We start from the raw sequence: 24,301 nt of genomic DNA, 5'->3' as shown, positions 1-24,301 counted from the left end.
TTTCCCACGGGTGTCACCGTTCATGCCGCGATCTGCCTCGCCGTCTGCGCTTCGTGTCTGATTCCCCATCTCACACCCCCTGATTCGCGTTGTAGTCCTGCGGCATGTCCTTGAACTTGGACGTGGCGCCCAGGAACGCCAGATGGAACGTTTCGGTCGGACCGTTGCGGTGCTTGGCCATGATGATGTCGGCCTCGCCCGGCCGGTCCTCCTTGTCGTAGAAGTCCGGTCGGTGCACGAGGAACACCACATCGGCGTCCTGTTCGATCGAGCCGGATTCACGCAGGTCCGACAGCTGCGGCTTCTTGTCGTTGCGCATTTCCGGACCTCGGTTGAGCTGCGAGAGCGCCACGACCGGCACCTCGAGCTCCTTGGCGAGGAGCTTCAACGCACGCGAGAATTCAGAAACCTCCTGCTGGCGGCTTTCGACGTGCTTGCCGGAGGTCATGAGCTGCAGGTAGTCGATCACGACGAGCTTCAGATCGTTGGTCTGCTTGAGCCGGCGGCATTTCGCGCGGATCTCCATCAGGCTCATGTTCGGCGAGTCGTCGATGAACAGCGGCGCGTTGCGCATCTTGTCCCAGAAATTGTTGAGCGTCGTCCAGCGTTCCGGCGTCAGATTGTCGTCGTCGGCGCGGCGCAGCGCGACGAGCGGAATGTTCGTTTCGGCCGAAATGATGCGCTGCGCGAGCTCGACCTTGCTCATCTCCAGACTGAACACGATCGACGTGAGCCCGTGGTGCAGCGCGGCCGCGCGCGCGAAATCAATGCCAAGCGTCGACTTGCCCATGGCCGGGCGGCCGGCGACGACGATCATCTGGCCGGGCTGCAGGCCCTGCGTCACGTCGTCGATGTCGCGGAAGCCCGTCGGCACTCCCTTGTTGACGAGTCCCTGCTGCAGCTGGTCGAGCTGTTCGAGCGCGTCGTGCACGACCGGGCCGATCGCCGTATAGTCCTGACGCACTTTGCCCACGCTCATCTCGTACACTTCGGCCTGCGCGAGATTGACGACGTCCTCGGCCTGCGAGCCCTCCGCCGAATAGCCGAGCTGGGCTATCTTGGTGCCCGCGGCGATCACGTTGCGCAGGACCGCGCGCTGATGCACGATTTCCGCGTAGTACGTGGCGTTGGCGGCGGTCGGCACGGATGCGACGAGGCTGTGCAGATAGTCCGCGCCGCCGACTTTGTCGAGATCGCCGTCGGCGAGCAGCTTGTTCGCGACGAGCACGACGTCGACCGGCTGCGACGCGGAGAACAGCGTGATGATCGCATCGTAGATCGTCTGGTGCTTCGGCTGGTAGAAATCGGCTTCGTCGATCATCTGCGACACTTCGCCGATGGCGTCCTTGCTCATCAGCATGCCGCCGAGCACGGCCATTTCCGCGTCGTCGTCGTGCGGCGGCACGCGGTCGAACAGCGCATCGCGCACGGGCGCGCCGGCGCTGCCGTTACCCGACGAATCGGGGCGATTGTCTTCCCAGTTGGTTCCTTCTGCCATAGTCCCCGAGTATAGATTGCCCCCGGCACCCCATGTTGCGTTACCTTGCCGCGGGCTTTCCTCGCATACTGGGGTGAATGTCACGCGAATCCCCTCCTGTGCGTGACATTCACCCCGCTACGCGGCTCATACGCTCTCCGATGTCACGCTACGGGCGCTTGTTGCGTGACATCGGAGAGGGTATGGGACGAGTACTGGCGCGGATGCAACGGATGCAACGGATAGGTTTGCCGCTGAAAACAGCGCAGGCCCAGTTCCCGGGATGTTCGACCGCCAATCCCGGGAACCGAGTCCCCCAACTCAGCCTCTCGGCGTGAAACCGGTCCGCTCCCCGATCACGCGGATCGCGTGCGCGTCACGCTCAGCGAAGGTCCTGTCATCGAGCAGGACCACCCGGTCCGCGTACGGCGACTCGCGCAGCACGTCCATAAGCGTTTCGTGGAACTTGTACCGGTCGGACGCCCACTGCATCGCACGGAACCCGTCGTCCACGTACTCGGTGACGGGCGGGATCACGAGCACCAGATCGGGCCGTTCCTGCCGGATCACCATGTCGAACGTCGAGTCGAGCCGCGCGGCCTCCTCCGGCGGCAGGTAGCGCTTCACGTACGTCTTGGTCACCATCGCGTCGGTGTCGAGGAACACGATGCCGTGGTTCGCGTCCGAGGCGAGCGCCTGCTCGTTCTGCGCGAACTTGCTCAGGATGAGCCGCTGGTAGTCGAACGCGGTCAGCTCGTCGTCGTCCACGTTGCGCGCTTCTTCGAACTCGCGCGCGTATTCGACGGCGATCGGCGCGTCGAAGAGCTTCGACAGTCGCGTGACCATGGTCGTTTTGCCGACGGACGCGCTGCCGACGACGAGCACGACGGTCGTGAATTCGCGGCGGAACGTGTGGTTGATGACCGGCCAGTACTTGCGGTTGTGCGGATCGTCGCAGATCGTGCGCTGCAGGTCGTCGGAGCCGGCGACGACATCGCCGACGTTCCAGTGGATGCGCTCGGACGACGCGGCCTGCGTCTGATCGTCGGCCGCGGACGATGCCACCGATGACGGCGATGACGGCGTCGCGGCTTCGGCCGCCGGCCACACGTTGCGCAGCGTGCGGTCGACCGCGGCGATGTCGGTGACGACGGTGATCTCGCGCGCCGCGGACGGGTCGGCCAGCGCGGACAGCGCGACGTCCTGCAGCCGCTTGATCCACGCGGGCGCGTCGACCGTTGCGGCGTCGTCGGACCAGATGAGTTTCTTCGGGCTGATGGCGGGGTCGTCGTTGAACGCTTCGCGCAGGTAGCGGTACCGGTTGCGCGCGCTCAGGCCGGTGAGCGAATCGAGGCCGATGCCGTCGGCCGGTTCGGGGCGCGAGGCGAGCACGGGGATCACGCCGTCGTAATGCGAGGCGAGATCGTAGATGCGCTGTTCGAGGCCGACGTGCAGCGGGCTGAAGCGGCTGACGACGACGGCGAAACGCGAACCGGCGAGCGGCGCGGTGGACAGGTTGCAGCTGGGCATGGCGGGGCGGCTTTCCTCAGGCCCGCGCGGCGGCCGAGCGGGCGGACTGGGCGGAAACCTGCTCGGCCTTCTCGGCCGCGGCGGAAACGCTATCCTTGTGGAACCAGACCCACGTGCCGTAGAAGCCGTTGACGAGCATGACGACCTGCAGCACGAACATGGACATCGCGCCCGGGCCGCCGGCGGCGAGCTGGTTCCACCAGATGACGACCTTGATCACGTCGAGCAGCAGCCATGCGATCCACTGCGAACGGTAGCCGTAGGTCATGAGCACCTGACCGATGATGCCGAGCGGCAGCAGCGTGCCGTCGAGCCAGATCTGCACGCCGCCGGTCGCGTGCGAGGTGAACACGACGATCAGGTAGACGGCGACGGTGAACACGACGGCGAGCAGGCCCTGCCACCACGTGATGTTGCGTGCCTTGACCTCGGCGGAGCCGACGGCGGACGAGTCGGCGCCGGCGGCCTGCTGGCGGTCGAGCTGGCGCTGCCAGACGTACACGCCGACGAACTGCATGACCACGTAGAAGATCTGCGAGAAGATGTCGCCGACGAGGTGGTTCATGACGGCGACCCACAGCCACGTGGCGCAGCCGAGGAAGCCCCACAGATAGTTGGTCAGACGGCCGCGGTCGACGAGGATGAGGTTGAAGACGATGCAAATGCCGGAGACGAGGCCGATCCAGTCGGCGGCGGTGTAGGATCCGGCGAAGATGAAGGAGATGATCTGCGCGAGCAGCATCACGCCGATCAGGGTGAATTCGCCGGGCTTGAAGTCCAGCAGTTCGCGCACGACGCGCTGCGGGTCGACGGCGTTTTTCACGCCGTTCATCAGATCGTTCATAACGGTGCCTCTCTGTTCTTTCCCTCCGGGCGTGCGGTGCGGATACGCGTCGCACGGGTTGCCCGGGTCAAGCTTGCGTTGCGCGAACGGACTGACTGGCGCTTGTCGCGTCGCCGTCCGCCGCGCGGTCCGAACAGAGGCGCGCAACGGTGTTACGCCGGCTCTTTCCGGACGTCACCGTTACGCTATACCTACATATGGTCAATCTGACTATTACTCATGCCCACTCATCCGCAATGCGGAATCGAGCGACGTCGCACCGGCCGAATCAGCGGTACTTCTCCGCGATGTCGGGGTCGACGGCATTGAAGTGCTCGAGCGCGATGAGCACGAGCGGCGAGGCGTTGCGCTCGTTCATCGCGATCTTCGCGACATAGCGATAGTCGGCGTCGCCCTCGTACATGAACTTCTCATTGGGCACGTCCACCACGCAATGCGCGATCTCGCACGTGTGCACCAGCTTGCGCACGGCGTCCTTTCCGTCCGCGGCATCCGCCGCAGCGGACGCATCGGACGCAGCGGACGCATCGTCGTCGGCGACGGGCTCCGTCTCGCCCACGCGGGCGATCAGGTATTCGTTGCCGTACAGCAGCTGCGCGCCGGTCTGTTCGGCGATCGTGCGCTTCAGCGTTTCGTCGCGATTCTCGCCCGACCGCTGTTCGCCGCCCGGCAGATCGTACTTGCCGGCGTACGGGCCGTTTTTGCGCGCGATCACCAGCAGCTTGTTGCCGGTCGGATCCTCGATATATCCATACACGCCGTGGTAGTACTCAACATCGTTGCCGTTGCTCATCTCAGGTCCTTTCCTATGGCCCGTCTCCATCATGCCACCGAGCCCGGCGCGACGCACCAGTTCAGGCCAAACCGCGCGCTGAATCGAGTGAATTGCTCGTGAACGGGATTCCGGCCGCGCCGCCTGCGCAGCGCTCGCACCCGCGCCGATACGATCCGCAACGTAGCGGTGAACATTACCGCACACATGTCACCCGGCGTTCACCTTGCCGACGCGGGCACGACACGCTCGGATTGCTGCAATGTGGATAACTGAAATCGAGTTATCCACATTTCAGGGATAATCCGATGCGCAATCCACCAAGTTATCCACATATTGGGGATAACTCTGTGCATAACTTGGGGATAACTTGGGGACAACGTGTGGATAGCCGGACGGGTATGAGATCGCGATTTGCACGCACGCCCTCGCTGTGATATAAGTCACGGCCACTCGTTGTCATGCCACAAATCGCACATCGTCCATGTGCGATTGTCCGCAATCGCCTGCACCATGCAGGCACCCTCGACACGCCGCCCCGACTCTGGTCATCCGCGCGTGCATCCATCACGCGCCCCGCACTCATCCGGCCAATCAGGCAAGACCCCGAGCCAAATCCAACCGGCGGCCCGAGTACGGTAGGGCATCATGAGCACGCACACGAATCAGGACAGCCGCACCGACGACCACGCCGCGGATGCAGCCGGCACGGACGAAAACTCAACGGCCGCGCTCGCATCCACCTCAGGCATCGCGGCGGACATCGCAGCGGACGTCAACGTCAACCGCCGCATCCTCGCGCTCGCGCTGCCCACATTCGGCCAGCTCATCGCCGAGCCGACGTTCATCATCATCGACACGGCCATCGTCGGGCACATCGGCGACGCGGCGCTGGCCGGACTGTCGATCGGATCGACGATCATCCTCACCGCGGTCGGACTGTGCATCTTCCTCGCGTATTCGACCACCGCGCAGGTCGCGCACCTGCTGGGCGCGGGCCGTCGGCGCGAGGGTCTGCAGGCCGGCATCGACGGACTGTGGCTGGCGATCGGCATCGGCGTCGTGCTGGGCGTCGGCCTGTTCGCCGGCGCGGAACCGCTGTGCCGGGCGCTCGGCGGGCGCGGCGACGTGCTCGCGCAAGCCGTCGCGTACACGCGCGCGATCGTGCTCGGCGCACCCGGCATGCTGCTCGTCTACGCGGCGAACGGCATTTTCCGCGGACTGCAGAAGGTGCGCATCACGCTCGTCGCCGCGGCGAGCGGGGCCGTGCTCAACACCGTGCTCGAAGTGCTGTTCGTGATCGTGTTCGGCTGGGGCATCACGGGATCCGGCGCGGCGACGCTGATCGCGCAATGGTATATGGGACTGTTCCTCACGATTCCGGCGATTCTGTGGGCGCGGGCCGACGGCGCGAGCCTCAAGCCGCGGCTTGCGGGCATCGCGGCGGCGGGCGGCGACGGACTGCCGCTGTTCATCCGCACGCTGGCGATCCGCGCGGCGATGGTGGCGACCGTGGCGTGCGCGGCCCGCATGGGCACGCCCGTGCTGGCCGGGTTCCAGGCGGTGAATTCGTGCTGGAACTTCGCGATGAACATGCTCGATTCCGTGGGCATTGCCGGGCAGACGCTCGTGGCGACGGCGCTCGGCGCGGGCGGGGTCGCGGGGCGCGCACAGGCCCGTCGGCTGACCGCGGCGACCGGACGCGCGGGACTGGCGACCGGCGCGCTGATCGGCGTCGCGTTCGCGATCATCGGCCTGTTCGCCGGCCACGTCTTCTCCCCCACGCCGGCCGTGCAACTGCTGGTGGCCGCCGGCATGGTGACGATGGGCGTGTTCTTCCCGCTTCAGGGCTGGATGATGGCGATCGACGGCATCCTGATCGGCGCGCGCGACTACCGGTATCTGGCCGCGACCTGCACCGCCACCGCCGCGACGTACATCCTGCTGGTTTTCGCGCTGGCCGATGCGGCCACGGCCACGCCGATCCTGCCGAACGATCTCGCCCGCACGGTCGCCCTGTGGACGCTGTTCAACCTCGTGCTCATGGGCGGGCGCGGCCTGTTCAACGGCCTGCGCGTGCGCACCGACCGCTGGATGCGGTGATCGCGACTTTCAGGAGCATCACCGCTCAATCATCGCCGAGCGCGCGGCCGCGTACACGCCGCGCACGACCGCCTCGCGCCACCGCGACCAGCCGTACTGCTTGGTGAGCTGCTCGCCGGCCGTGGCGCCGAGCGACGAGCCGTCAGCGCGCGTCAGATCGTAGAGCATGTCGAGCAGCACGCGGTCGCCGTTCACGCGGGCGGCCAGTTCCGCGCCCGTCGCCGGATCGTTCGGATCGTGACCGATGGCGAATTCCGACAGGGTCAGATGCTCGCGCACGAGCAGCGTCGCCCAGTCCACGATGTCCGGCGCGTAGCCCATGCGCCGCAGGATCACCGGAACGTGCTTCGCGCCCTCCGCCGCATGGTCGGTCACGAACGGACGCTTGCCGATGTCGTGCAGCAGGCCGGCCAGCAGCAGCGCCGCGTAATGCGCTTCGTCGTACTGCCGCCCCAACGCGGCCGACATCCGCTCAAGCCGCGAGACGACCTCGACGCTGTGCCGGTCGATGGTGTAGCGGTGCGCGGCGGACGCGCTCGGACGGTTGCGGATGCCGAGCCATTCGGGCATCCAGCGGCCGGGAATGTCCACGAAGTCGATTTCGTCCCACACGCGCATGAGTTCGGACCCGCTGGCGAGCAGCCGCACGAACAGGTCGCGCGTCTCCCCGCTCCACACCGAATCGCGGATCGGCGCATGCCGCAGGTTGGCCAGCGTGGCCGGGTTGATCGGCAGCTTCGATTCCGCCGACGCGACGGCCGCGCGCAACGGCAGGGCCGCGTCACGCGCCGGGTCGACGCCGGGAGCGAGCACCACTTCGCCCTCGTGCGAGACGATGCCGGGCGCAAGCACGTCGAATTTCGGGGCTTCGCGCTTGCCGCCGGCGCGCGGGTTCATCATCTGGAAGAACGAGAACCGCGGTTTTTCGTGCATGATCGAATGCTCGGCGCGCGAGGCGGTCGAGTCGAGCGCGAACGCGATCTGGCGGCCGATGCGTGCGAGCCGCGTCTGCAGGTCGTCGATGGAGCGCGCCTCGCGTTCACCTTCGGGCAGAGTCGGGTCGGCGAAGCCGAGCATCGCCGCAACCTTGGCCTGATACGGCGTAAGCAGCAGGTTCGTGTCCTTGTTCGCGGCCAGATGAATGCAGTCGCGCACGTCGAGCAGCGCTTCGACCGCGTCGTCGTACGCGCCGTGCGGACGGTCGGCCAGCCATGACGCGGCGAGCGCGGAGACGAGCACGGCGTCACGCAGGCCGCCGCGCGTCTCCTTGATGTCGGGTTGGTTGAGGTAGGGCAGACGACCGAATTCGTCGAGCCGCTTCTGCGCGGAGTCGAGCAGTTCGGGCAGGCGTTTGCGCGCGGCCTTGCGCCAGCGTTCGAGGATGGACGCGGCCGTATCGGCGATGAGCTTGGTGTCGCCGGCGATCGGGCGCACGTCGAGCCAGCCCATGGCGGCCGGCAGGTCCTTGTCGGTGACGGATTCGCACTGTTGGCGCGTGCGCACGGAATGGTCGAGATCGAGTCCGGAATCCCACAGCGGATACCAGAGCTTGTTGGCGAGGTCGTTGAGCTGGCGGTCGTTGAGCGCGTGCGATTCGTAGATGATGACAAGATCGAGGTCGGAGCTGGGGCCGATCTGGCCGCGCGCGAGCGAGCCGACGGCGGCGAGTCCGACGCCCGCGGCCGGCACGTCGAACGGGACCGCGTCGACCGCTTCGGCCCACAGTCTGGTCAGGCAGTCCATGGCCAGATCGGTGCGCGCCTTGCGCTTGGCCGCGCCGTCGCGGTAGATGCCGTCCGGATCGGGCTGGCTCATGGCCATGAATCGCGCTTTGAGTTTGTCGACCGCCGAAGTCATGTCTCTCCTTAAGGAAGCAGGAAATGCAGGAAACGCAGGAAACGCCTTGCGGAAATTGCGTAACGCCTGGGTTCGGGTATGAAAAACCGGGTATGAAAACGGGTATGAAAAATCCCCGCACGGCGCAAGGCGCGTGCGGGGACCTGTCTTATTGATAACCCGAGCCGTAACCGGCGACCCGGGCCGATTTGATCAGATCGCGGCGGATCCGGTTTCGCCGGTACGCACGCGGGTCACGGAGTCAAGCGGAGCGACCCAGACCTTGCCGTCGCCGATGGTGCCGGAGCCGGCGGACTTGACGATCACGCCCACGAGCGTGTCCGCGTCGGCGTCGTCGGACAGCACCTCGATGCGGATCTTCGGGATCAGGTCCACGGTGTATTCGGCGCCGCGGTAGACCTCGGTGTGGCCGCGCTGACGGCCGTATCCGTTGGCTTCCGAGACGGTCAGGCCATGCACGCCCGCGGCGGCGAGCGCTTCCTTGACGTCGTCGAGCTTATGGGGCTGGATGATAGCGGTGATGAGCTTCATCTCACCTCACCTCCTTGAGAACAGAGCTGGCGGTTCCAGCAAAATCGTACGCGCGTTCGCCCTGATCGGCGAGGTCGATTCCACCGACCTCCTGGGCTTCGGTGACGCGCCAGCCGACGGTCTTCTCGAGCGCGAAGGCGATGATCGCAGTGATGACGCCGGAGTACAGGATCGCGACGAGCGCGATGATGATCTGCACGACGAGCTGCTTCCAGTCGCCGCCGGCCAGCAGGCCGGTGCCTTCGCCGAAGAAGCCGATGAGGACGGTGCCGGTCAGACCGCCGACGCCGTGCACGCCGACCACGTCGAGCGAGTCGTCGTAGCCGAGCTTGAACTTGAGGCCGCAGGCGAGGCAGGTCAGGATGCCGACGATCGCGCCGAGCACGATGGCCCACAGCGGGGAGACGACATCGGCGGCCGGGGTGATGCCGACGAGGCCGGCGACCATGCCGGAGGCCGCGCCGATGGCGGTGTAGTGGCCGGTGCGAATCTTCTCGGTGAAGCCCCAGGAGAGCATGGCGGCCGCGGCCGCGGCGGTGGTGGAGACCCACGCGTAGCCGGCGGTGCCGTTCGCGCCGAACGCGGAGCCGGCGTTGAAGCCGAACCAGCCGAACCACAGCAGGAAGGCACCGAGCATGACGAACGGGACGTTGTGCGGGCGGATCGGCTGCGTGCCGAAGCCCTTGCGCTTGCCGATGATGAGCACGATGATGAGCGCCGCGACTGCCGCGTTGATGTGCACGACGGTGCCGCCTGCGAAGTCGTGCGCGGCCGCGCCGATGGCCTGCGAGATCGCGCCGTCACCGGAGAGCAGACCGTGGTTCCAGACCATGTGCGCCATCGGCGCGTAGTCGAACGTGATCCACAGGGCGACGAAGATCATCCACGTGCTGTACTTGACGCGCTCGGCGATGGAGCCGCAGATCAGGCCGACGGTGATCATCGCGAACGTCGTCTGGAACGCGACGTCAATGCTGCCCGGGTAGTTGCCGGACGTGTTGGCCGCGCCGAACACGCCGTCCGTGGCAACCATCGAATCCTTGAGCAGGAAGCCGGTGGCGGGATCACCGAAGATGCCGCCGATCGACGTGCCGGCGTAGGCGATCGACCAGCCCCACAGGGTCCAGATGATCGCGGTGACCGACAGCGCGGCCGCCTCCAGCATGAGCATGTTCAGCACGGCCTTGGCGCGAACCATGCCGCCATAGAAGAACGCCACACCCGGCGTCATGAGGAAAACCAAGGACGCGGATGTCAACATCCATGCAGCATTTCCGGTGTCCATGCCAACCTCCCTCTCTTTTCTTTCGTCTTGTCCGCCGGCCCGTTTCACGAACCGGTCGGATTGTCTCGTTAATGCCGTCCCCCATGGCGGGGGCTAACACAACGGTATGGAACGCCCGCCGCGTTTTCTGTAGGTTACGGGAGGTTACGCGCATGTAAAACGCGGCCGGCGGGCGGCAGCCCGTGCGATTCGGCGAATCCGCGCCGCACGGCGGTTTGACACGAAAAAACGTCCGCCCCCCATGTACGGGAGCGGACGTTTCAGGATGTGGCCCGTGGCCGGACAACGGTCAGGCGAGAATGCCGTCGACGAAGCCTTCCGGGTCGAACGGCGCAAGGTCGTCGGGGCCTTCGCCGAGCCCGACGAGCTTGACCGGCACGCCGAGCTCCTTCTGCACGGAGATCACGATGCCGCCCTTGGCCGAGCCGTCGATCTTGGAGAGCACGACGCCGGTGATGCCGATCGCCTCGGCGAACACCTTGGCCTGTGTCATGCCGTTCTGGCCGGTGGTCGCGTCGAGCACGAGCAGCACTTCGTCGACCGGCAGGTTCTTTTCGGTCACGCGCCGGATCTTGCCCAGCTCGTCCATCAGGTTCGCCTTGTTCTGCAGACGTCCGGCCGTGTCGATGATGAGCACGTCGGCGTTGGCTTCCTTGGCCTTGGCGCTCGCCTCGAACGCGACGGACGCCGGGTCGGCGCCGTCCTTGTCGGAGCGCACGACGGGCACGTTCACCTTCGCGCCCCACGTTTCGAGCTGGTCGGCGGCGGCCGCGCGGAACGTGTCGGCCGCGCCCATGACGACCTGCTTGCCGTCGGCGACGAACAGTCGCGCGAGCTTGCCCGCCGTGGTCGTCTTGCCGGTGCCGTTGACGCCGACCATGATGATGACGGACGGCTTGTGCGCGCCCGGCTTGTTCACGTTGAGACGGCGGTCCGTGTCGCGTCCGACGAGGTCGAGGAGTTTCTCGCGCAGGCTGGCGCGGACTTCGGCCGGATCGGCCTTGCCGGTGATGCGGGCGTCCTTGCGCAGGTCGTCGACGAGCTGTTCGCTGGCTTCGGCGCCGACGTCGGCGAGCAGGAGCGTGTCCTCGACGTCCTCCCAGTCGGCTTCGGTGAGGTTGTCCTTGGCGAGGATGTTGAACAGGGCCTTGCCGAACGGGTTGGAGCTGTTCGCAAGTTTCGCCTTGAGCCGCTGGATGCGGGAGAGCGCCGATTCGGGCTTCTCCGCCTTGGGTTTGGCCGGCGCGGACGGAGCCGGGGCCGGAGCCGGAGCGGGCTGCTCGGCGACGGCCGGTTCGGCGGGCTTGGCAGGCGCAGACGGTTCGGCCGCAATCGGCTGTTCCGGAGCGGATTCGACGGCTTCGACCGGCTCTGCCGGAGTGGCGGAAGCTGCGGATTCAGCGGCCGGTTCCGGTTCGGGTTTCTTGACGGAGGGGCTCGCGGCGGGCTTCGCGCCGGCCTCTTCGGCCTGCTTGCTTTCGGTCTTCGCGGCCTGCGCCTTGGCGGCTGCGGCGCGTTCGGCCGCGGCCTTCGCCTCGGCGGCCTGCTGGGCCTGTCGGGCTTCCTCCGCGGCGGCGGACTGCTTGGCGGAACGGCTCTTGACCACTCCCCATGCGATCAGCGCCACGACGACAACGGCCACGACGGCCACAATGCCGATGATCATATTGGTATCCATGCTCCCAGCCTAAAAACCGCAACGGACAGCCGAAACCGGCGCAATCCGGCCCACGGCGGCCGCGCAACTACACTGGAACGCATGGCCAATACTTCACGCATGACATCACTCCAGCGCCGCGAACAGCTCATCCAGGTCGGGCGCGCGCTGTTCGCCGCCAAGGGATTCGAGGCGGTGAGCGTGGAGGAGATCGCCGCGAGCGCGAAGGTGAGCAAGCCGATCGTCTATGAGCATTTCGGCGGCAAGGAGGGCCTGTACGCGGTGATCGTCGACCGCGAGATGCAGACGCTGACCAGCACGATCACGGCCACGCTCGCCGATCCGGACATGCACCCGCGGCAGATCGTCGAACGCGCCGCACTCGCTCTGCTCACGTACATCGAACAAAACGCGGACGGCTTCCAGGTGCTCGTGCGCGACTCGCCGAGCACCGATCCGGCCGGATCGTTCAGCTCGCTGCTCGGCGACATCTCGCTGCAGGTCGAGGACCTGCTCACCGCATCGTTCAAACGGCAGAAGCTGTCGACCAAGGGCGTGCCGTACTACGCGCAGATGCTCGTCGGCATGATCGTCTTCACCGGCCAGTACTGGGCCGACCGGCCGAAGGTGAGTAAGGAACAGCTCGCCGCGTACATCGTCGATCTCGCGTGGCACGGCCTGTCACGGCTCGACTCCAAGCCGGCGCTGCGGTTCGAGGGCAAGCGGGCGCACGCGACGGTCCCGGCCGAGCACCAATCCGCCGCGTATCAGCCCTCCGACGAACATCTGCCCGCCGACGCGGAACGTGCGGATCCGGCCGAAGCCTAGCGTCAGATAAGACGCTGGTGCTAGCTTGGTTTGAGCAACCAACCGGCGGCGAGGGACAATCCCGAGGGAGACCATGAACCAGAACGCGACCACACTGACCTTCATCGTGCCCGCATACAACATGGAGGAGTATCTCGAACGCTGCGTCTCCTCGCTGCTGCAGGCGCGCGACAACGGCGACATCGAAGTGCTCATCGTCGACGACGGATCGCACGACTCCACGCCGCAGCTCGCCGACACGTACGAACGGCGCTGGCCGGGCCGCGTGCGCGCGATCCACCAGCCGAACAAGGGCCACGGCGGCGCGGTCAACACGGGCATCGCGAACGCGCGCGGCACGTACGTCAAGGTCGTCGACGCGGACGACTGGATCGACCCGCAGTCGATCGACACGATGATGGCGACGCTGCGCGAACAGTGCGCGTCCGACCATCCGGTCGACATGGTCGTCACGAACTACGTCTACGACAAGGTCGGCAAGCGGCGCAAGCACACGGTGAACTTCCGTCACGCCATGAAGCCGGGCGAAATTCTCACGTGGGACGATCTGGGCCACTTCGGGCTCGCCGAATACATCCTCATGCACGCGCTCACGTTCCGCACGGCGGTCGTGCGAGAATCCGGCATGGTGCTGCCCGAGCACACGTTCTACGTCGACTTCATCTACGCGTACCAGCCGTTCACCAAGGTGCGCACGATGCTGTACCTCGACATGCCGTTCTACCACTACTTCATCGGCCGCGAGGGCCAATCGGTGCAGACCGACGTGATGATCCGCCGCGTCGAGCAGCTCATCCTCGTCAACCACCGCATGGTCGAGGCGACGCCGGAGCCGGGCACGGTGCCGGACGGGCTGTACAAGTACATGATCCACTTCCTCGCGATCGAAAGCTCCGTGACGTCGGTGTTCCTGATCCTCTCGCGCGAGCCGGAAAACTATCGCAAGAAGGACCAGTTGTGGGCCGACATCGCCGCGCATTCGCCGGCGATCGGCCGCGACGTGCGCCGCAAGGCCATGTCGCGCGCGCTCAACCTGCCCGGTTCGGCCGGCCGCTGGATCATCCGCCACGGCTACGCCATCGCCGAACGCGTCGTCGGCTTCAACTGATCCGCGATCTATCCTGTATCGATCCGTTACCGCGGCATGACACGCGGCTTCGCGCGCCGTCTATCGTCCGTTGCGCGAAGCGAGCCGGATAGACCTTCGGAAAACCACCCCGCTGACAACCCACCCAGCGAAGCAATCCTCCGAAGATCCAGCCGGTTTGCCACGCTAAACCCTCTCAGCGGAGCAAACCCGACAGACCTTCGGAGGATCGCTTCGCCAAGAGCCCTCTCAGCGGGGTAATTTGTCTAAGATGTAGACAAATTACCCCGCACACCAAGCCTTCAGGGAGGACGGCCATGCAATTCACCTGTTCGGGAACCGACGTGCGCTTCGACGAGAGGTCGCTGCGCTTCGCATTCCGCCGCGACGGCGCGAACTGGTCGTGGCGAGACGGATTCGTGCCAACGATCGCCGCCAAGCAGGGCGCGTTCGCGTTCGCGGACGCCGCGTCGATCACGCACGAGCTGCGCGAGACGGGCACCGGTGTCGGCGTGTTCAGCACGTTCCGCGGCTTCGGCGATGCGCCCGATTTCGCGTTTGCGACGTACGTGTGGGTCGAACGCGCTTCCGGTGACGTGATCTGCGAATGGATTCCGTTGGACGAGACCGGCCTCGACGCGACCGAAGTGCGATGGCCGGGCGAGATGGCGTTCGACGGCGAGTCCGACCGCGACGTCACGCTGATCACGCACCAGCAGGGCGTGATGATTCCGAACACGTGGCCGACAGCGGTCAGTTCGGCGCACGGCGACATCGTGTTCGGCGGACGGTTCGAAACCGCAGGCGGATATATGCCATGGTTCGCGCAGATCCGCGGATCGCAGGCCGGTCGTGGCAAGAGCGGGAACGTCGAGCCGCGTGATGATCGCGACAGCCACAACATCGGCCGCGCCGCGCAACCAACGCAGCCGATGCAACTAAACGGCGATGATGATCGGACCGCGGCGACCGGCTCGCCCGCGTACATCGCGATCTGCGAGACGCCGTGGAACGCGGGCTACGCGATCGAACATCCCGCCGGCGGACGCGAGACGCCGGACGGCACGTTCGTCGGCACGCGCATCGGCATGTGGTTCGAGCCGAGCCTCGGCCGCATGGACTACCGCCGCGTCGTGCGCTACCGTTTCCTGAGCGACGCCGACCACACGTCGGTCGCCAAGTCGTACCGCGCGTACGTTAACGAGCGCGGCCGACTGCGCACACTGGCGGAAAAGGCCGCGCGCAATCCGTCCGTCCGCAACCTGATCGGCTGCTCGTGGATGCACGTCGGCATCAAAACCGTCGTCCAGCCGGAGTCACGCTTCTACGATCGCGAGCATCCCGAAAACAACCTGCACGTGACATCGTTCGCCGCGCGCGCCAAGCAGCTCGCGACTCTGCACGAGCTCGGCGCGGGACGCATCTACATGCACCTGGACGGCTGGGCCGAGCCAGGCTACGACAACCAGCATCCCGACTATCTGCCCGCGTGCGAGGAGGCCGGCGGCTGGGCCGGCATGAAGGCGCTCGTCGACGCGTGCCACGAGCGGGGCGACCTGTTCGGCACGCACGACCAGTACCGCGACTACTACTTCGCCGCGCGCACGTTCGACCGCAACAACGCGGTCCGTCTGCCCGACGGCACGAACCCCGAGCAGTCGATCTGGGCGGGCGGCCACCAGACTTTCCTGTGCGCCGAACTCGCGCCCGACTACGTTCGCAGGAATTTCGCCGAAATCGCCGCGAACGGCGTCGAACTCGACTGCGCGTACCTCGACGTGTTCACCTGCAACGAGGGCGACGAATGCGCGCATCCGGAGCATCGCATGACGCGCCGCGACTGCTACGAGCGCCGCGGCGAATGCTTCGAATACCTGCTCTCGCACGGCATCCTCTCCAGCTCGGAGGAGGTGTCGGACTGGGCCGTGCCGAGCCTCGTGTTCTGCCATTACGCGCCATACGACTTCCAGATGCGCGACCCGTCCGCACCGCGGCAGGGCGTGCCGGTGCCGCTGTACAACCTCGTCTACCACGATTGCGTGATCGAGCCGTGGATGATGGAGCGCGTGGCCGGCGGCGACGATTACATGCTGTACGCGCTCATCAACGGTGGCGCGCCGTATCTGATCCGCGACGCCGCATACGTCGGCGTGGACGGCGACATGAGCCCGGAGCAGCGCGCGCAGGCCGAGAATGACATCGAACGGTGCAACGCGGTGGCCGCGCTGCACGAGCGCGTCGGCATGAGCGAACTCGTGCGGCACGATTTCGTCGGCGGCGACCCGCTCGTGCAGCGGTCCGTGTTCGCGGACGGCACGACCGTCACCTGCGACTTCCACGACCAGACGTACCGGATCGAAGGATAGCAGCCGACCGTTCATCCGGCGCGTGACACGGCGCGCGATCGAATGGATGTGGGCATAGACGGTACATTTCAGCCCATTACATGTGGGCATAGACCGTACATAAAGACGAGCGTGGGCATAGACGGTACGCGAAGAGGCCGTTTAAGCCCCTGTACTGTACCGTCTATGCCCACATTCGTCTTGCGTGTGCGCACACGAGCCTGCGCACACGAGCCTGCGCGCACACGGACCCGTCGGCTCACACCCAGCGGTCGGACATCGCGAAGCCGTTGTGCATGAGGTTGCTGGACGTGTACAGCACCTCGCCGAGCAGCTTGGTCGTGTGCGTCTGCAGATAGTCGGCCATGCGATCGTTCGCCTCGGCGAGCACGTCGGTCACGGGCATGCCGTCGCGGCTGCCGTCGCCGTCCGCGCGCCCGTCGCCGTTGCCGTCGATGCCGTCGTCGAAACGTCCGCTGGCGAGCGCCGCGTCGGTCTCCCCCAGCAGCCGGTGTCCGAAAATGCGCACGTTTTCGGCGTATCGTTCGATCGCGTTGCGCGTGTCGAACCAGTGCGCGTCGGCGAGCGCCGCGATGAGCCGGTTCGTCCAGTACAGGCTGCCGGTCGACACGTCCGGCGTCGTGTCGCGCAGGTACGCGGGCGTGTCGTCGACGTTCGCGTAGAACGGCGCGGCCGTGGTGAACGGGCCGGAGCCGTACGAGATCCACATGACCGCGCGGCTGGCGGCGGGCGCGTACGGGCGCAGCTGGATGGCGACCATGTGCCCGGTGCGGTTCACGCCGATCGGACGGTAGCGGTGGCGCGATTCGGCGGTGCCGGTGGTGCCGTACGGGTCGTACGGCGTGCCTTCGAAGTGCGACGAGAGCAGGAAATCGACGTCCTCGATGGTCACCTTGCTTTCGGGCACGCGGCACCACGGGATGTCGTCGGATTCGGGCGTGTAGCGGGCGACGGGCGAGTCCCAATCGTCGCTCGGGTTGAGCCGGCGCTGCATGTACCATGCGCGCGGCGTGTTGTAGATGTGGTCCTTCGGCGTGCTCGTGCCGAACGCGAGACGCGGATTGAACACGTCGGGCACCGCGGTTTCGGCCGTCGGGTTTTCTCGGCTCCCCTTGTCAGGGGAGCTGTCACGCAGTGACTGAGGGGTAGTCAGAGCCGTCTGCAGCGAATCCGGCACAGTGCCAGCCGCGCCCGCGCCCATCGTGCGATCGAGCCGATGCCGTGCCATGAACTCGCGCAGGTCGGCGCTGCACAGATATTCACGCTGTTCGCCGAACGCGTCGGCCAGATCGAATCGGTCGATGCCGAGCTGGTTCGGGATCGTCGCGTAGCAGTCGTCGGGCACGCGTCGCGCAATCCAATGGTGGCCGCCGATCGTCTCGACGTACCAGATTTCGTCCGTGTCGGAGATGATCACGCCGTTCGATTCGTACGTGCCGTACGTGTGCAGCAGGTCGCCGAGCCGCAGCACGCCCTCGCGCGCGGTCGCGACGTACGGCAGGACGAGCGTGATGATGTCCTCTTCGCCGATGCCGCCCGGCTGTTCCGGCTGATAGTCGGCCGATCCCGGCTCGCCGACGGCCGGCACGAGCTCGACGAACGGATCGGCCGCGGCGACGCGCTCGTTGACGGCGATCGTTTCGGTCGCGCTCATCGCCACGTTGCGTTCGTTCGCGCCGGCTTCGGCGAGCACGCCGCGATTGTTGAGCACGTTCGGCACGATCGTGTATCGGCACGGATTGTCCGGCAGGTCGATTTCGACGTGGCTGAGCACGCTGCGGTAGTGCCGCGGCTGGTCGTCCGGCCGGACGGCGATGAAGCGCTTGGGATCGTAGCGGCCGGAGCCGGAGTCGTCGTCGCGCGCAATGATCGTGGACCCGTCGATGCTGGCTGATTTTCCGATGAGAATGGTGGTGCATGACATGCGGCCCACTCTAGTACGTCGGGTTTAAACCGCCGCATTCCTCTTTCCTGGCTTCCCATTGTCAGCGAAGCTGTCACGAAGTGACTGAAGGACAGTCAGAACCCGTCACATGAAGTTCGGCACAATATTCACAGTATTCGAAGAGAGAGTCGCAAGGCGCGGTTACGCGGAGGGCGTGTCGGCGATGGCCGGGCGCGGCGACGTGAGACAGTAGTGGGTGACGAAACGATGGATCGAACCGACGAAAGGAATCATCATGGCCATTGAGATGTACGGCGCGGACTGGTGCGGCGACTGCAAGCGCGCGAAGGCGGCGCTGCAGCGCCTGGGTGCGGAGTACGTGTGGCACGACATCGAGTCCGAGGAGGGCGCGGCTGACCGCGCAGTCGAGATCAGCGGTCAGAAGCACATTCCGGTCGTGCTGTACCCGGACGGCGCGTTCCAAGTGGAGCCGTCCGCCACGGACATCGAGAAGAAGCTCAAGGAGCTGGGCATCATCGCCTGACCGGGGGGAACTCGGCCGAAGATCGCGGGTTCCAAGCGTTTTCCCAGCAAAACCGGGCGTCTTGCCCAGCAAAACCGCGGGAAACGCCGAAGATCGCCGGTCTATCCTGTATTTCAGGCCGCAAGGCCGATATAACTTAACCTCTTTCCTCTCTCTTCTCTTCTTTCTCTGCAAGCCCGGCGCCAATCCCGCCGGGCTTTCTCGATCGCGCCGAAACCGCTTCCGTACAAGCCGCGGTCCGCACCGCGGCGGCTCTTTCGCGAGTGTGAACCACGGTTCCCGCAGCATTGGCGTGACATCGCAGCTAGTACTCCAATCAAACCGGGGTCATTGTCACGCAAATCGGCCTTGTAGCGTGACATCGCCGCTAGTATGTCAACATCACTAGGCTCAATGTCACGCCAACACCATGCACACCACGATGCGAGAACCCCATCAAGCCACGAACGGGGGTATTGTGTCGTGCGCCGATGCCCGATACATTGAATGGAGTTTGTCCATTTCGCGCGTTCCGTCAAGGGCGGAAACCGCGTTCCGCTTTTGCATCGGAGATCAGAACATGACCCAGCAGCCCACCGCAGCCCCGTCGCCGGCCCCAGCCGCGCCGCAGCCGACGTCCGCCGCCAAGCCCGGCCGCCTCGCCATCCCCGACCTCATCTCGATCGGCATATTCACCGCCCTCTACTTCGTGTGCGTGTGCGTCGCCACGCTCGTCTCCACGCTCATCGCCGGCGCGGGCACGATCTTTCTGCCCGCCGTCGCCGCGCTCATCTGCGGCCCGGTGTTCATGCTCTCGGTCGCGCGCGTCGGCAAGTTCGGCGGCATCACCGTCATGGGCGTCGTGATCGGCCTGTTCCTGTTCGTCTCCGGCCATTTCGCGCTCTCGTTCGTCGCCAGCATCGTCTTCCCGCTCGCCGGCGACCTGATCGCGCGCATCGGCAACTACAAGAACCGCGTCACCATCCTCATCGGCTACGTCGTGTTCTGCTACGGCCTGACCGGCCCGATCCTGCCGCTGTGGTTCATGAAGGACGCGTACGTCGCCTCGCTCGAGGCACGCGGCAAGAGCGCGGACTACATCAACACCCTGTTCTCGCAGATCAGCGTCGGCTCGTTCTTCGTGGCGATGGCCGCGATCCTCGTGTGCGGCCTGATCGGCGGCTGGTTCGGCCAGCGCATTCTCAAGAAGCATTTCGTCAAGGCCGGCATCGCCTGATGGCTGGAATGGCTGCGATGATTGTGGTGCGTGATCTGTGTCCGGTGCGTACGTTCGCATGCTGCCGCGCTGTGCGAACGTACGCGTCTGTCGCAGCGGATTGATGATCGGGTGGCGTATATGACCAATCCGTCGTCAGCGTCCTCCGCCCGCGCCGATTCGCGCGCCGGGTCACGCTCCACGTCACAGCGGGGGACGCATTCCGGCGTGCGGCTAGATCCGCGCGCGAAACTGTATCTGCTGCTGCTCGCGAACCTGCTGCTGTTCTTCCACGTGGACACGCGTGGCGAGGCGATCATGGTCGCGCTGTTCCTGTTGCCGCTGTTCGTGGCCGGACGGTGGCGGAACGGGCTGCGATTGGCGGTGCTGTATTTCGCGCTGCTCGGGCTGGGACTATGGTCTGATGCGGCGACGATGAGCGGGTCGGGCGGAAGCGGCGGATCGCTGATCGGCATGATCGGCGGCGGGGTGACCGATACGGCCGCCGGATCGTCCGGCACAACCGTTGCGGCCGAAGACGTCGCCGCGACCGCTGCATCCGCGACAGACGCGTTCGTGACCGCCGGCCACGTCGCCGGGCTGCTGTCGGTCGGCATCCGCATGATGATGCCGTGTCTGATCACCGGCGCGTACGCGTTCACGACGACGTCGATCAGCGAGTTCGTGTGCGCGATGCGGCGCATGCGCGTGCCCGAGGCGATCGTCATCCCGTGCATGGTCGTGATCCGCTTTTTCCCGACCATCGTGCACGACTATCGGCAGATCCGCAACGCGATGGCTCTGCGCGGCATCGCGGCCGGACGGTTCGCGCTCGTGCGTCACCCGGTGCAATCGTTGGAGTTCATCATCGTGCCGCTGCTCATGAATGCAACATTCGTCTCGCGCGACCTGTCCGTCGCGGCGCTCACCAAAGGGCTCGGCATCGCCGGCGAACACACCTGCATGACCGTCATCCGCATGTGCTGGTTCGACTGGGCGTATATGGCCGTGTGCACCGCGCCGCTGGCCCTCGCGATCGGAGGCGTGCTGTGAACGAATCGTTGTCGCCCATTGCTTCCACCATGTCGTCCCGACCGTTCGTCACGTCATCCCGACCGAGTGATGCCCCCGTCGTGTCACATCGACCGGGTCCAGCTCCAACCGTGTCATCCCGACCGAGTGTTTCTTCCACCATGTCATTTCGACCGAGCGAAGCGAGCGGAGAAATCCTATCCCGCGCCGCATCATCGCCGTCCGCTCCAATCGTCCTGATCTCCGACACGTCGTTCCGATACGCGCATGACGATGCCGGCGCGGGGCCCGACAACCCGTCCGCGGACTCCGCGGCGCCCGCGCCAACCGGCACAGCCCCAAGCACACCGGAATCTGCGGCCCCATCCGAACTCGCGCTGTCGCACGTCAATCTCACCATCCGCCCCGGCGAAACCGTCATGCTGTGCGGGCAGTCGGGCTGCGGCAAAACCACCGTCACGCGGCTCGTCAACGGGCTGATCCCGAACTTCTTCCACGGTTCGCTCGCCGGTTCACAATCCGTCTGCGGGTTAACGAACGGCACTCCCGCGGGCTCCGGTTCGCCGGTTTCGCCCGGCGACGCCGATTCCGCCGCCTGCACCGCCCCCGTGCCGATCGAAGCGCTCGTGCCGCTCGTCGGCAGCGTCTTCCAGAATCCGAAGACGCAGTATTTCAATGCGGACACGACCAGCGAACTCGCGTTCCCGTGCGAAAACGTCGGCATGGAGCCGGCGACCATCCGCGCGCGGGTCAACGACGTCGCGCAACGATTCAACATTGGCCATCTGCTCGACCGCAGCGTGTTCAAGCTGTCCGGCGGCGAAAAACAGCGGCTCGCGGTCGCCGCGGCGACCATGCTGAACCCGCGCGTCATCGTCATGGACGAGCCGACCAGCAACCTCGACGCGACCGCCATGCGCGACCTGCACGACATGGTCGCCGCGCTCAAGCGCGACGGCGTGACGGTCGTGATCGCCGAGCACCGGCTCGCATGGTGCGCCGATCTGGTCGACCGGTACGTGCTGTTCGAAAATGGCGCAGTGGCCGGCGAATACACGACCGCCGAGTTTTCCGCGCTGCCACCACAACAGTTGGAATCATGGGGATTGCGCGCGCTCGATCTCGCGCCGTATCGTGCGGCGCTGCGGAAGAAAACCGGTGCGACCGGCGTGACACCGGCTGGCGTCACGCAATCCGGCGCAACGTCATCGGCCGAACCGTCCGGCGCGGCACCATCGGCCAAGTCGCTCGACGCGTCGACCGCATCATCGACCGGCCCCGTCATCGATTCGGCAAGCCGTCATTCTTCCGCGCCGGAGACGACGCATCATTCGTCGAACATCAACGACGTTCCCATCATCGCGACGCGCGATCTCGTCGTCGGCTATCAGCGCGCGTTCCGACGCGGCGTCACCGATCTTGCGCTGCGCGGCGGCGACATCGTCGGGCTCATGGGCCGCAACGGCGCCGGCAAAAGCACGCTCGTGCGCACGCTGTGCGGCCTGCAGCGACCGCTCGGCGGACAGGTGCTGCTGCACGGCAAGCCGGCGAAACCGGCCGCGCTCACCCGCGCCGGATTCCTCGTCATGCAGGACGTCAACTATCAGCTGTTCGCCGACAGCGCGCGCGAGGAGCTGCTGCTTGGGCTCGGCGACGCGGGCGATGCGATCCGTCAGCCGGTCGAGGTGACGGTCGCGCCATCGAACGCAGTTCGATCGTCTTCCTCCAGTGCGACGCCACTCGGTGTATCCGTGCGCGGCGGCATTATCGGCGCGTCATCATCGGCAACGCCGCATCTACATCCCGCAACCCTCGGAGAACAGGCTGATCGCGTGCTGGAATCGCTCGACCTGCTGCCGTTTGCGGAACGGCATCCGATGAGCCTGTCTGGCGGGCAGAAGCAGCGGCTGGCGATCGCGTCGGCGATCATGTGCGGCAAGGGGCTGATCGTGCTCGACGAGCCGACCAGCGGGCTCGACCGCGCGCACATGATGCAGGTCGGCACGCTGCTGCGGGGCTTGGCCGACCAAGGCAAAGCCGTGCTCGTCGTCACGCACGACGAGGAGCTCGCGGCGCTGTGGTGCGACCGCATCATCGATCTGGACGGCAACGCCCCCGCAACGAACAAGGAGAATTCATGACGGAATCTGCGGCACTCCCCGGCAACACTCCTGCGTCAACGCGCGCGGCGGCTGACGCCACCTCGCCGTCGGCCGCAACATCCGCATCGGACATATCGGAGAGCCGCGTCAAGCCGGGCACCTCGGCGAATGTCGCGGAATCGGCCGTGTCGGCACGCAAACCGGACGATTCGGCAGCAAGCGGCGAATCGCCGTTCAATCCCGCCGAATGGACCGGCGACTGGATCAGCTTCGAGCGGCTCATCGACAGCCGCGAGCCCGCGCTCGAACGCGCGTGGGCCGAATCGGAAGCTGCCATGCGCGCGCACCGGTCCGCGTTCACCCTCATGCTGCCGTTCTTCGGCGGCAGCATCCGCCGATTCTGGCGCTGGGCGTGCCGCACGACCTGCCGCGAAAATCGCCACGCGCCGATCGCCGGATGGCATATCGAACCGTTGGAATACGGCGAAAACGCGGGCAACGGGTTCGCGCTCGAGTGGCGCAGCGACGAATCCACGGTGATCGGCCGCTACGCCTACCAGTTCGACCACATGATCGACCGCGGACTCGAGGGCAAGCCGTGCTACGTGTTTCACGCCGACTCCGCGCCCGCGGGCAGCCCGTTCCGCGTGCTTATCGCCATGGATCCGATGCCGTCGCGGGCCGAACAGGCCGTGCCGGATGAACGCACCGAACACACCAAACAAGCCGATCAGGCTGAACAGACTGAACAGGCCGATCACGAGGGTCTGCTCAGTCACCTGCACTTCCAGTATGGCAGCAGCGAGACGGCGCTGCTGCGCGGCGGCCCGAACGCGGGCGCGGCGGCCAAACTCCGCCATCGCATGTGGTATCCGACCATGTGCGCGGGCGACGGCGACCTGCTCGCGCAGTGCAACGTCGTGCGCGCGCTGCACCGGCTGCCTTTGTGGGAGCGGTTACCCGAACAGTGACACGGTTCACAGTGACCTCAGGCCGTTCGTTCATGGTCAACGCGACGAGAGTTTGACGATCGAGAGGCTGATTCCGGAACGTGCACGGGTCGGTTTGACGATCGAGAGGCTGTTGCTCACCAATACCCGGTCGGAGACCGGTTTGCCGGGACGATTTTTGGCGGTTTTTGGTGGTTTTGATGGCGGGCTATCGAGAGTGCGGCGAGAATGTAGCCTCTCGATCGTCAAACCGACC

The 24,301-nt window shown here is 65.9% G+C and carries 18 protein-coding genes and 1 pseudogene; 9 read left to right on the top strand and 10 right to left on the bottom strand.

Annotated elements, in window-relative coordinates; translation table 11 throughout:
• Positions 1-70 precede the first annotated feature (70 nt).
• The 4 genes from dnaB to KIH79_RS09410 all read right to left on the bottom strand — a co-directional run bounded on the left by dnaB (position 71) and on the right by KIH79_RS09410 (position 4,644).
• Positions 71-1,498: a replicative DNA helicase gene (dnaB, locus tag KIH79_RS09425; protein WP_219059153.1), complete on the bottom strand. Its 1,428-nt coding sequence runs from the start codon at positions 1,496-1,498 to the stop codon at positions 71-73.
• 300 nt (positions 1,499-1,798) lie between these two features.
• Positions 1,799-3,007: an AAA family ATPase gene (locus tag KIH79_RS09420; protein ID WP_219059152.1), complete on the bottom strand. Its 1,209-nt coding sequence runs from the start codon at positions 3,005-3,007 to the stop codon at positions 1,799-1,801.
• A 16-nt stretch (positions 3,008-3,023) separates the two neighbouring features.
• Positions 3,024-3,851, bottom strand: coding sequence for a nicotinamide riboside transporter PnuC (gene pnuC, locus KIH79_RS09415; RefSeq protein ID WP_236023775.1), 828 nt, complete (start codon positions 3,849-3,851; stop codon positions 3,024-3,026).
• A gap of 268 nt (positions 3,852-4,119) precedes the next feature.
• Positions 4,120-4,644, bottom strand: coding sequence for an NUDIX hydrolase (locus tag KIH79_RS09410; RefSeq protein ID WP_219059151.1), 525 nt, complete (start codon positions 4,642-4,644; stop codon positions 4,120-4,122).
• A gap of 627 nt (positions 4,645-5,271) precedes the next feature.
• On the opposite strand from KIH79_RS09410, the gene KIH79_RS09405 reads away from it, so the two are divergent.
• Positions 5,272-6,726 (top strand): MATE family efflux transporter, encoded by a 1,455-nt coding sequence (locus KIH79_RS09405; protein ID WP_219059150.1) that lies wholly within the window; start codon positions 5,272-5,274, stop codon positions 6,724-6,726.
• An 18-nt stretch (positions 6,727-6,744) separates the two neighbouring features.
• Here the strand turns inward: KIH79_RS09405 and KIH79_RS09400 are convergent, their stop codons facing one another.
• The 4 genes from KIH79_RS09400 to ftsY form a co-directional block, all read right to left on the bottom strand.
• A complete protein-coding gene (locus KIH79_RS09400) occupies positions 6,745-8,583 on the bottom strand; it encodes a [protein-PII] uridylyltransferase family protein (RefSeq protein ID WP_219059149.1) in 1,839 nt (612 codons plus the stop codon).
• A 192-nt stretch (positions 8,584-8,775) separates the two neighbouring features.
• Entirely contained in the window at positions 8,776-9,114 is a 339-nt protein-coding gene (locus KIH79_RS09395; RefSeq protein ID WP_033494400.1) for a P-II family nitrogen regulator, read from the bottom strand.
• 1 nt (position 9,115) lies between these two features.
• Entirely contained in the window at positions 9,116-10,399 is a 1,284-nt protein-coding gene (locus tag KIH79_RS09390) for an ammonium transporter (RefSeq protein ID WP_033494399.1), read from the bottom strand.
• 289 nt (positions 10,400-10,688) lie between these two features.
• Positions 10,689-12,077 carry a signal recognition particle-docking protein FtsY gene (gene ftsY / locus KIH79_RS09385; protein ID WP_219059148.1) on the bottom strand — a complete coding sequence of 463 codons (1,389 nt, stop codon included), beginning with the start codon at positions 12,075-12,077 and terminating at the stop codon, positions 10,689-10,691.
• A gap of 99 nt (positions 12,078-12,176) precedes the next feature.
• Here ftsY and KIH79_RS09380 point away from each other — a divergent pair, with 99 nt between their 5' ends.
• The 3 genes from KIH79_RS09380 (at position 12,177) to KIH79_RS09370 (ending at position 16,337) form a co-directional block, all read left to right on the top strand.
• Positions 12,177-12,884: a TetR/AcrR family transcriptional regulator gene (locus tag KIH79_RS09380; protein WP_219059158.1), complete on the top strand. Its 708-nt coding sequence runs from the start codon at positions 12,177-12,179 to the stop codon at positions 12,882-12,884.
• A 73-nt stretch (positions 12,885-12,957) separates the two neighbouring features.
• Positions 12,958-13,992, top strand: coding sequence for a glycosyltransferase family 2 protein (locus KIH79_RS09375; protein WP_219059147.1), 1,035 nt, complete (start codon positions 12,958-12,960; stop codon positions 13,990-13,992).
• A 296-nt stretch (positions 13,993-14,288) separates the two neighbouring features.
• The gene (locus KIH79_RS09370; protein ID WP_236023774.1) at positions 14,289-16,337 is read left to right on the top strand and encodes a DUF5696 domain-containing protein; all 2,049 of its coding nucleotides are present in this window, start codon (positions 14,289-14,291) and stop codon (positions 16,335-16,337) included.
• Positions 16,338-16,659: 322 nt separating this feature from the next.
• On the opposite strand, the pseudogene KIH79_RS09365 reads toward KIH79_RS09370, so the two are convergent.
• Positions 16,660-18,261: pseudogene (locus KIH79_RS09365) on the bottom strand (C69 family dipeptidase); the annotation flags it as partial.
• Between the two features lie 256 nt (positions 18,262-18,517).
• Between KIH79_RS09365 and KIH79_RS09360 the strand changes: the two are divergent.
• The 5 genes from KIH79_RS09360 (at position 18,518) to KIH79_RS09340 (ending at position 24,066) form a co-directional block, all read left to right on the top strand.
• On the top strand, positions 18,518-18,766 hold the full coding sequence (locus KIH79_RS09360; protein ID WP_033494394.1) for a mycoredoxin: 249 nt from the start codon (positions 18,518-18,520) through the stop codon (positions 18,764-18,766).
• A gap of 559 nt (positions 18,767-19,325) precedes the next feature.
• On the top strand, positions 19,326-19,982 hold the full coding sequence (locus KIH79_RS09355) for an MptD family putative ECF transporter S component (protein WP_219059145.1): 657 nt from the start codon (positions 19,326-19,328) through the stop codon (positions 19,980-19,982).
• A 120-nt stretch (positions 19,983-20,102) separates the two neighbouring features.
• Positions 20,103-21,014 carry an energy-coupling factor transporter transmembrane component T family protein gene (locus KIH79_RS09350; protein ID WP_219059144.1) on the top strand — a complete coding sequence of 304 codons (912 nt, stop codon included), beginning with the start codon at positions 20,103-20,105 and terminating at the stop codon, positions 21,012-21,014.
• 398 nt (positions 21,015-21,412) lie between these two features.
• Positions 21,413-23,134, top strand: a complete 1,722-nt coding sequence (locus tag KIH79_RS09345) for an ABC transporter ATP-binding protein (RefSeq protein ID WP_236023776.1) — start codon at positions 21,413-21,415, stop codon at positions 23,132-23,134.
• Positions 23,131-24,066, top strand: coding sequence for an RAD23 family protein (locus KIH79_RS09340; RefSeq protein ID WP_236023773.1), 936 nt, complete (start codon positions 23,131-23,133; stop codon positions 24,064-24,066). The genes KIH79_RS09345 and KIH79_RS09340 overlap by 4 nt, the downstream gene beginning before the upstream one ends.
• A gap of 36 nt (positions 24,067-24,102) precedes the next feature.
• Here the strand turns inward: KIH79_RS09340 and KIH79_RS09335 are convergent.
• On the bottom strand, positions 24,103-24,301 hold a 199-nt coding region (locus KIH79_RS09335; protein ID WP_219059142.1), incomplete at its 5' end, for a hypothetical protein.

Source organism: Bifidobacterium miconis (genome assembly GCF_019331735.1).
Lineage (GTDB): Bacteria > Actinomycetota > Actinomycetes > Actinomycetales > Bifidobacteriaceae > Bifidobacterium > Bifidobacterium miconis.
The sequence above is the reverse complement of the archived record's forward strand: the minus strand, read 5'-3'. Positions and strand labels throughout refer to the sequence as shown.

Excerpts from the sequence above, each read along its gene's own strand:
- KIH79_RS09380 (WP_219059158.1), top strand. The coding sequence starts at position 12,177 with ATGACATCACTCCAGCGCCGCGAACAGCTCATCCAGGTCGGGCGCGCG.
- KIH79_RS09350 (WP_219059144.1), top strand. The coding sequence starts at position 20,103 with ATGACCAATCCGTCGTCAGCGTCCTCCGCCCGCGCCGATTCGCGCGCC.
- KIH79_RS09405 (WP_219059150.1), top strand. The coding sequence starts at position 5,272 with ATGAGCACGCACACGAATCAGGACAGCCGCACCGACGACCACGCCGCG.
- pnuC (WP_236023775.1), bottom strand. The coding sequence starts at position 3,851 with ATGAACGATCTGATGAACGGCGTGAAAAACGCCGTCGACCCGCAGCGC.
- KIH79_RS09340 (WP_236023773.1), top strand. The coding sequence starts at position 23,131 with ATGACGGAATCTGCGGCACTCCCCGGCAACACTCCTGCGTCAACGCGC.
- KIH79_RS09395 (WP_033494400.1), bottom strand. The coding sequence starts at position 9,114 with ATGAAGCTCATCACCGCTATCATCCAGCCCCATAAGCTCGACGACGTC.
- KIH79_RS09420 (WP_219059152.1), bottom strand. The coding sequence starts at position 3,007 with ATGCCCAGCTGCAACCTGTCCACCGCGCCGCTCGCCGGTTCGCGTTTC.
- dnaB (WP_219059153.1), bottom strand. The coding sequence starts at position 1,498 with ATGGCAGAAGGAACCAACTGGGAAGACAATCGCCCCGATTCGTCGGGT.
- KIH79_RS09375 (WP_219059147.1), top strand. The coding sequence starts at position 12,958 with ATGAACCAGAACGCGACCACACTGACCTTCATCGTGCCCGCATACAAC.
- KIH79_RS09345 (WP_236023776.1), top strand. The coding sequence starts at position 21,413 with ATGCTGTGCGGGCAGTCGGGCTGCGGCAAAACCACCGTCACGCGGCTC.
- KIH79_RS09410 (WP_219059151.1), bottom strand. The coding sequence starts at position 4,644 with ATGAGCAACGGCAACGATGTTGAGTACTACCACGGCGTGTATGGATAT.
- KIH79_RS09390 (WP_033494399.1), bottom strand. The coding sequence starts at position 10,399 with ATGGACACCGGAAATGCTGCATGGATGTTGACATCCGCGTCCTTGGTT.
- KIH79_RS09360 (WP_033494394.1), top strand. The coding sequence starts at position 18,518 with ATGGCCATTGAGATGTACGGCGCGGACTGGTGCGGCGACTGCAAGCGC.
- KIH79_RS09400 (WP_219059149.1), bottom strand. The coding sequence starts at position 8,583 with ATGACTTCGGCGGTCGACAAACTCAAAGCGCGATTCATGGCCATGAGC.
- KIH79_RS09370 (WP_236023774.1), top strand. The coding sequence starts at position 14,289 with ATGCAATTCACCTGTTCGGGAACCGACGTGCGCTTCGACGAGAGGTCG.
- ftsY (WP_219059148.1), bottom strand. The coding sequence starts at position 12,077 with ATGGATACCAATATGATCATCGGCATTGTGGCCGTCGTGGCCGTTGTC.
- KIH79_RS09355 (WP_219059145.1), top strand. The coding sequence starts at position 19,326 with ATGACCCAGCAGCCCACCGCAGCCCCGTCGCCGGCCCCAGCCGCGCCG.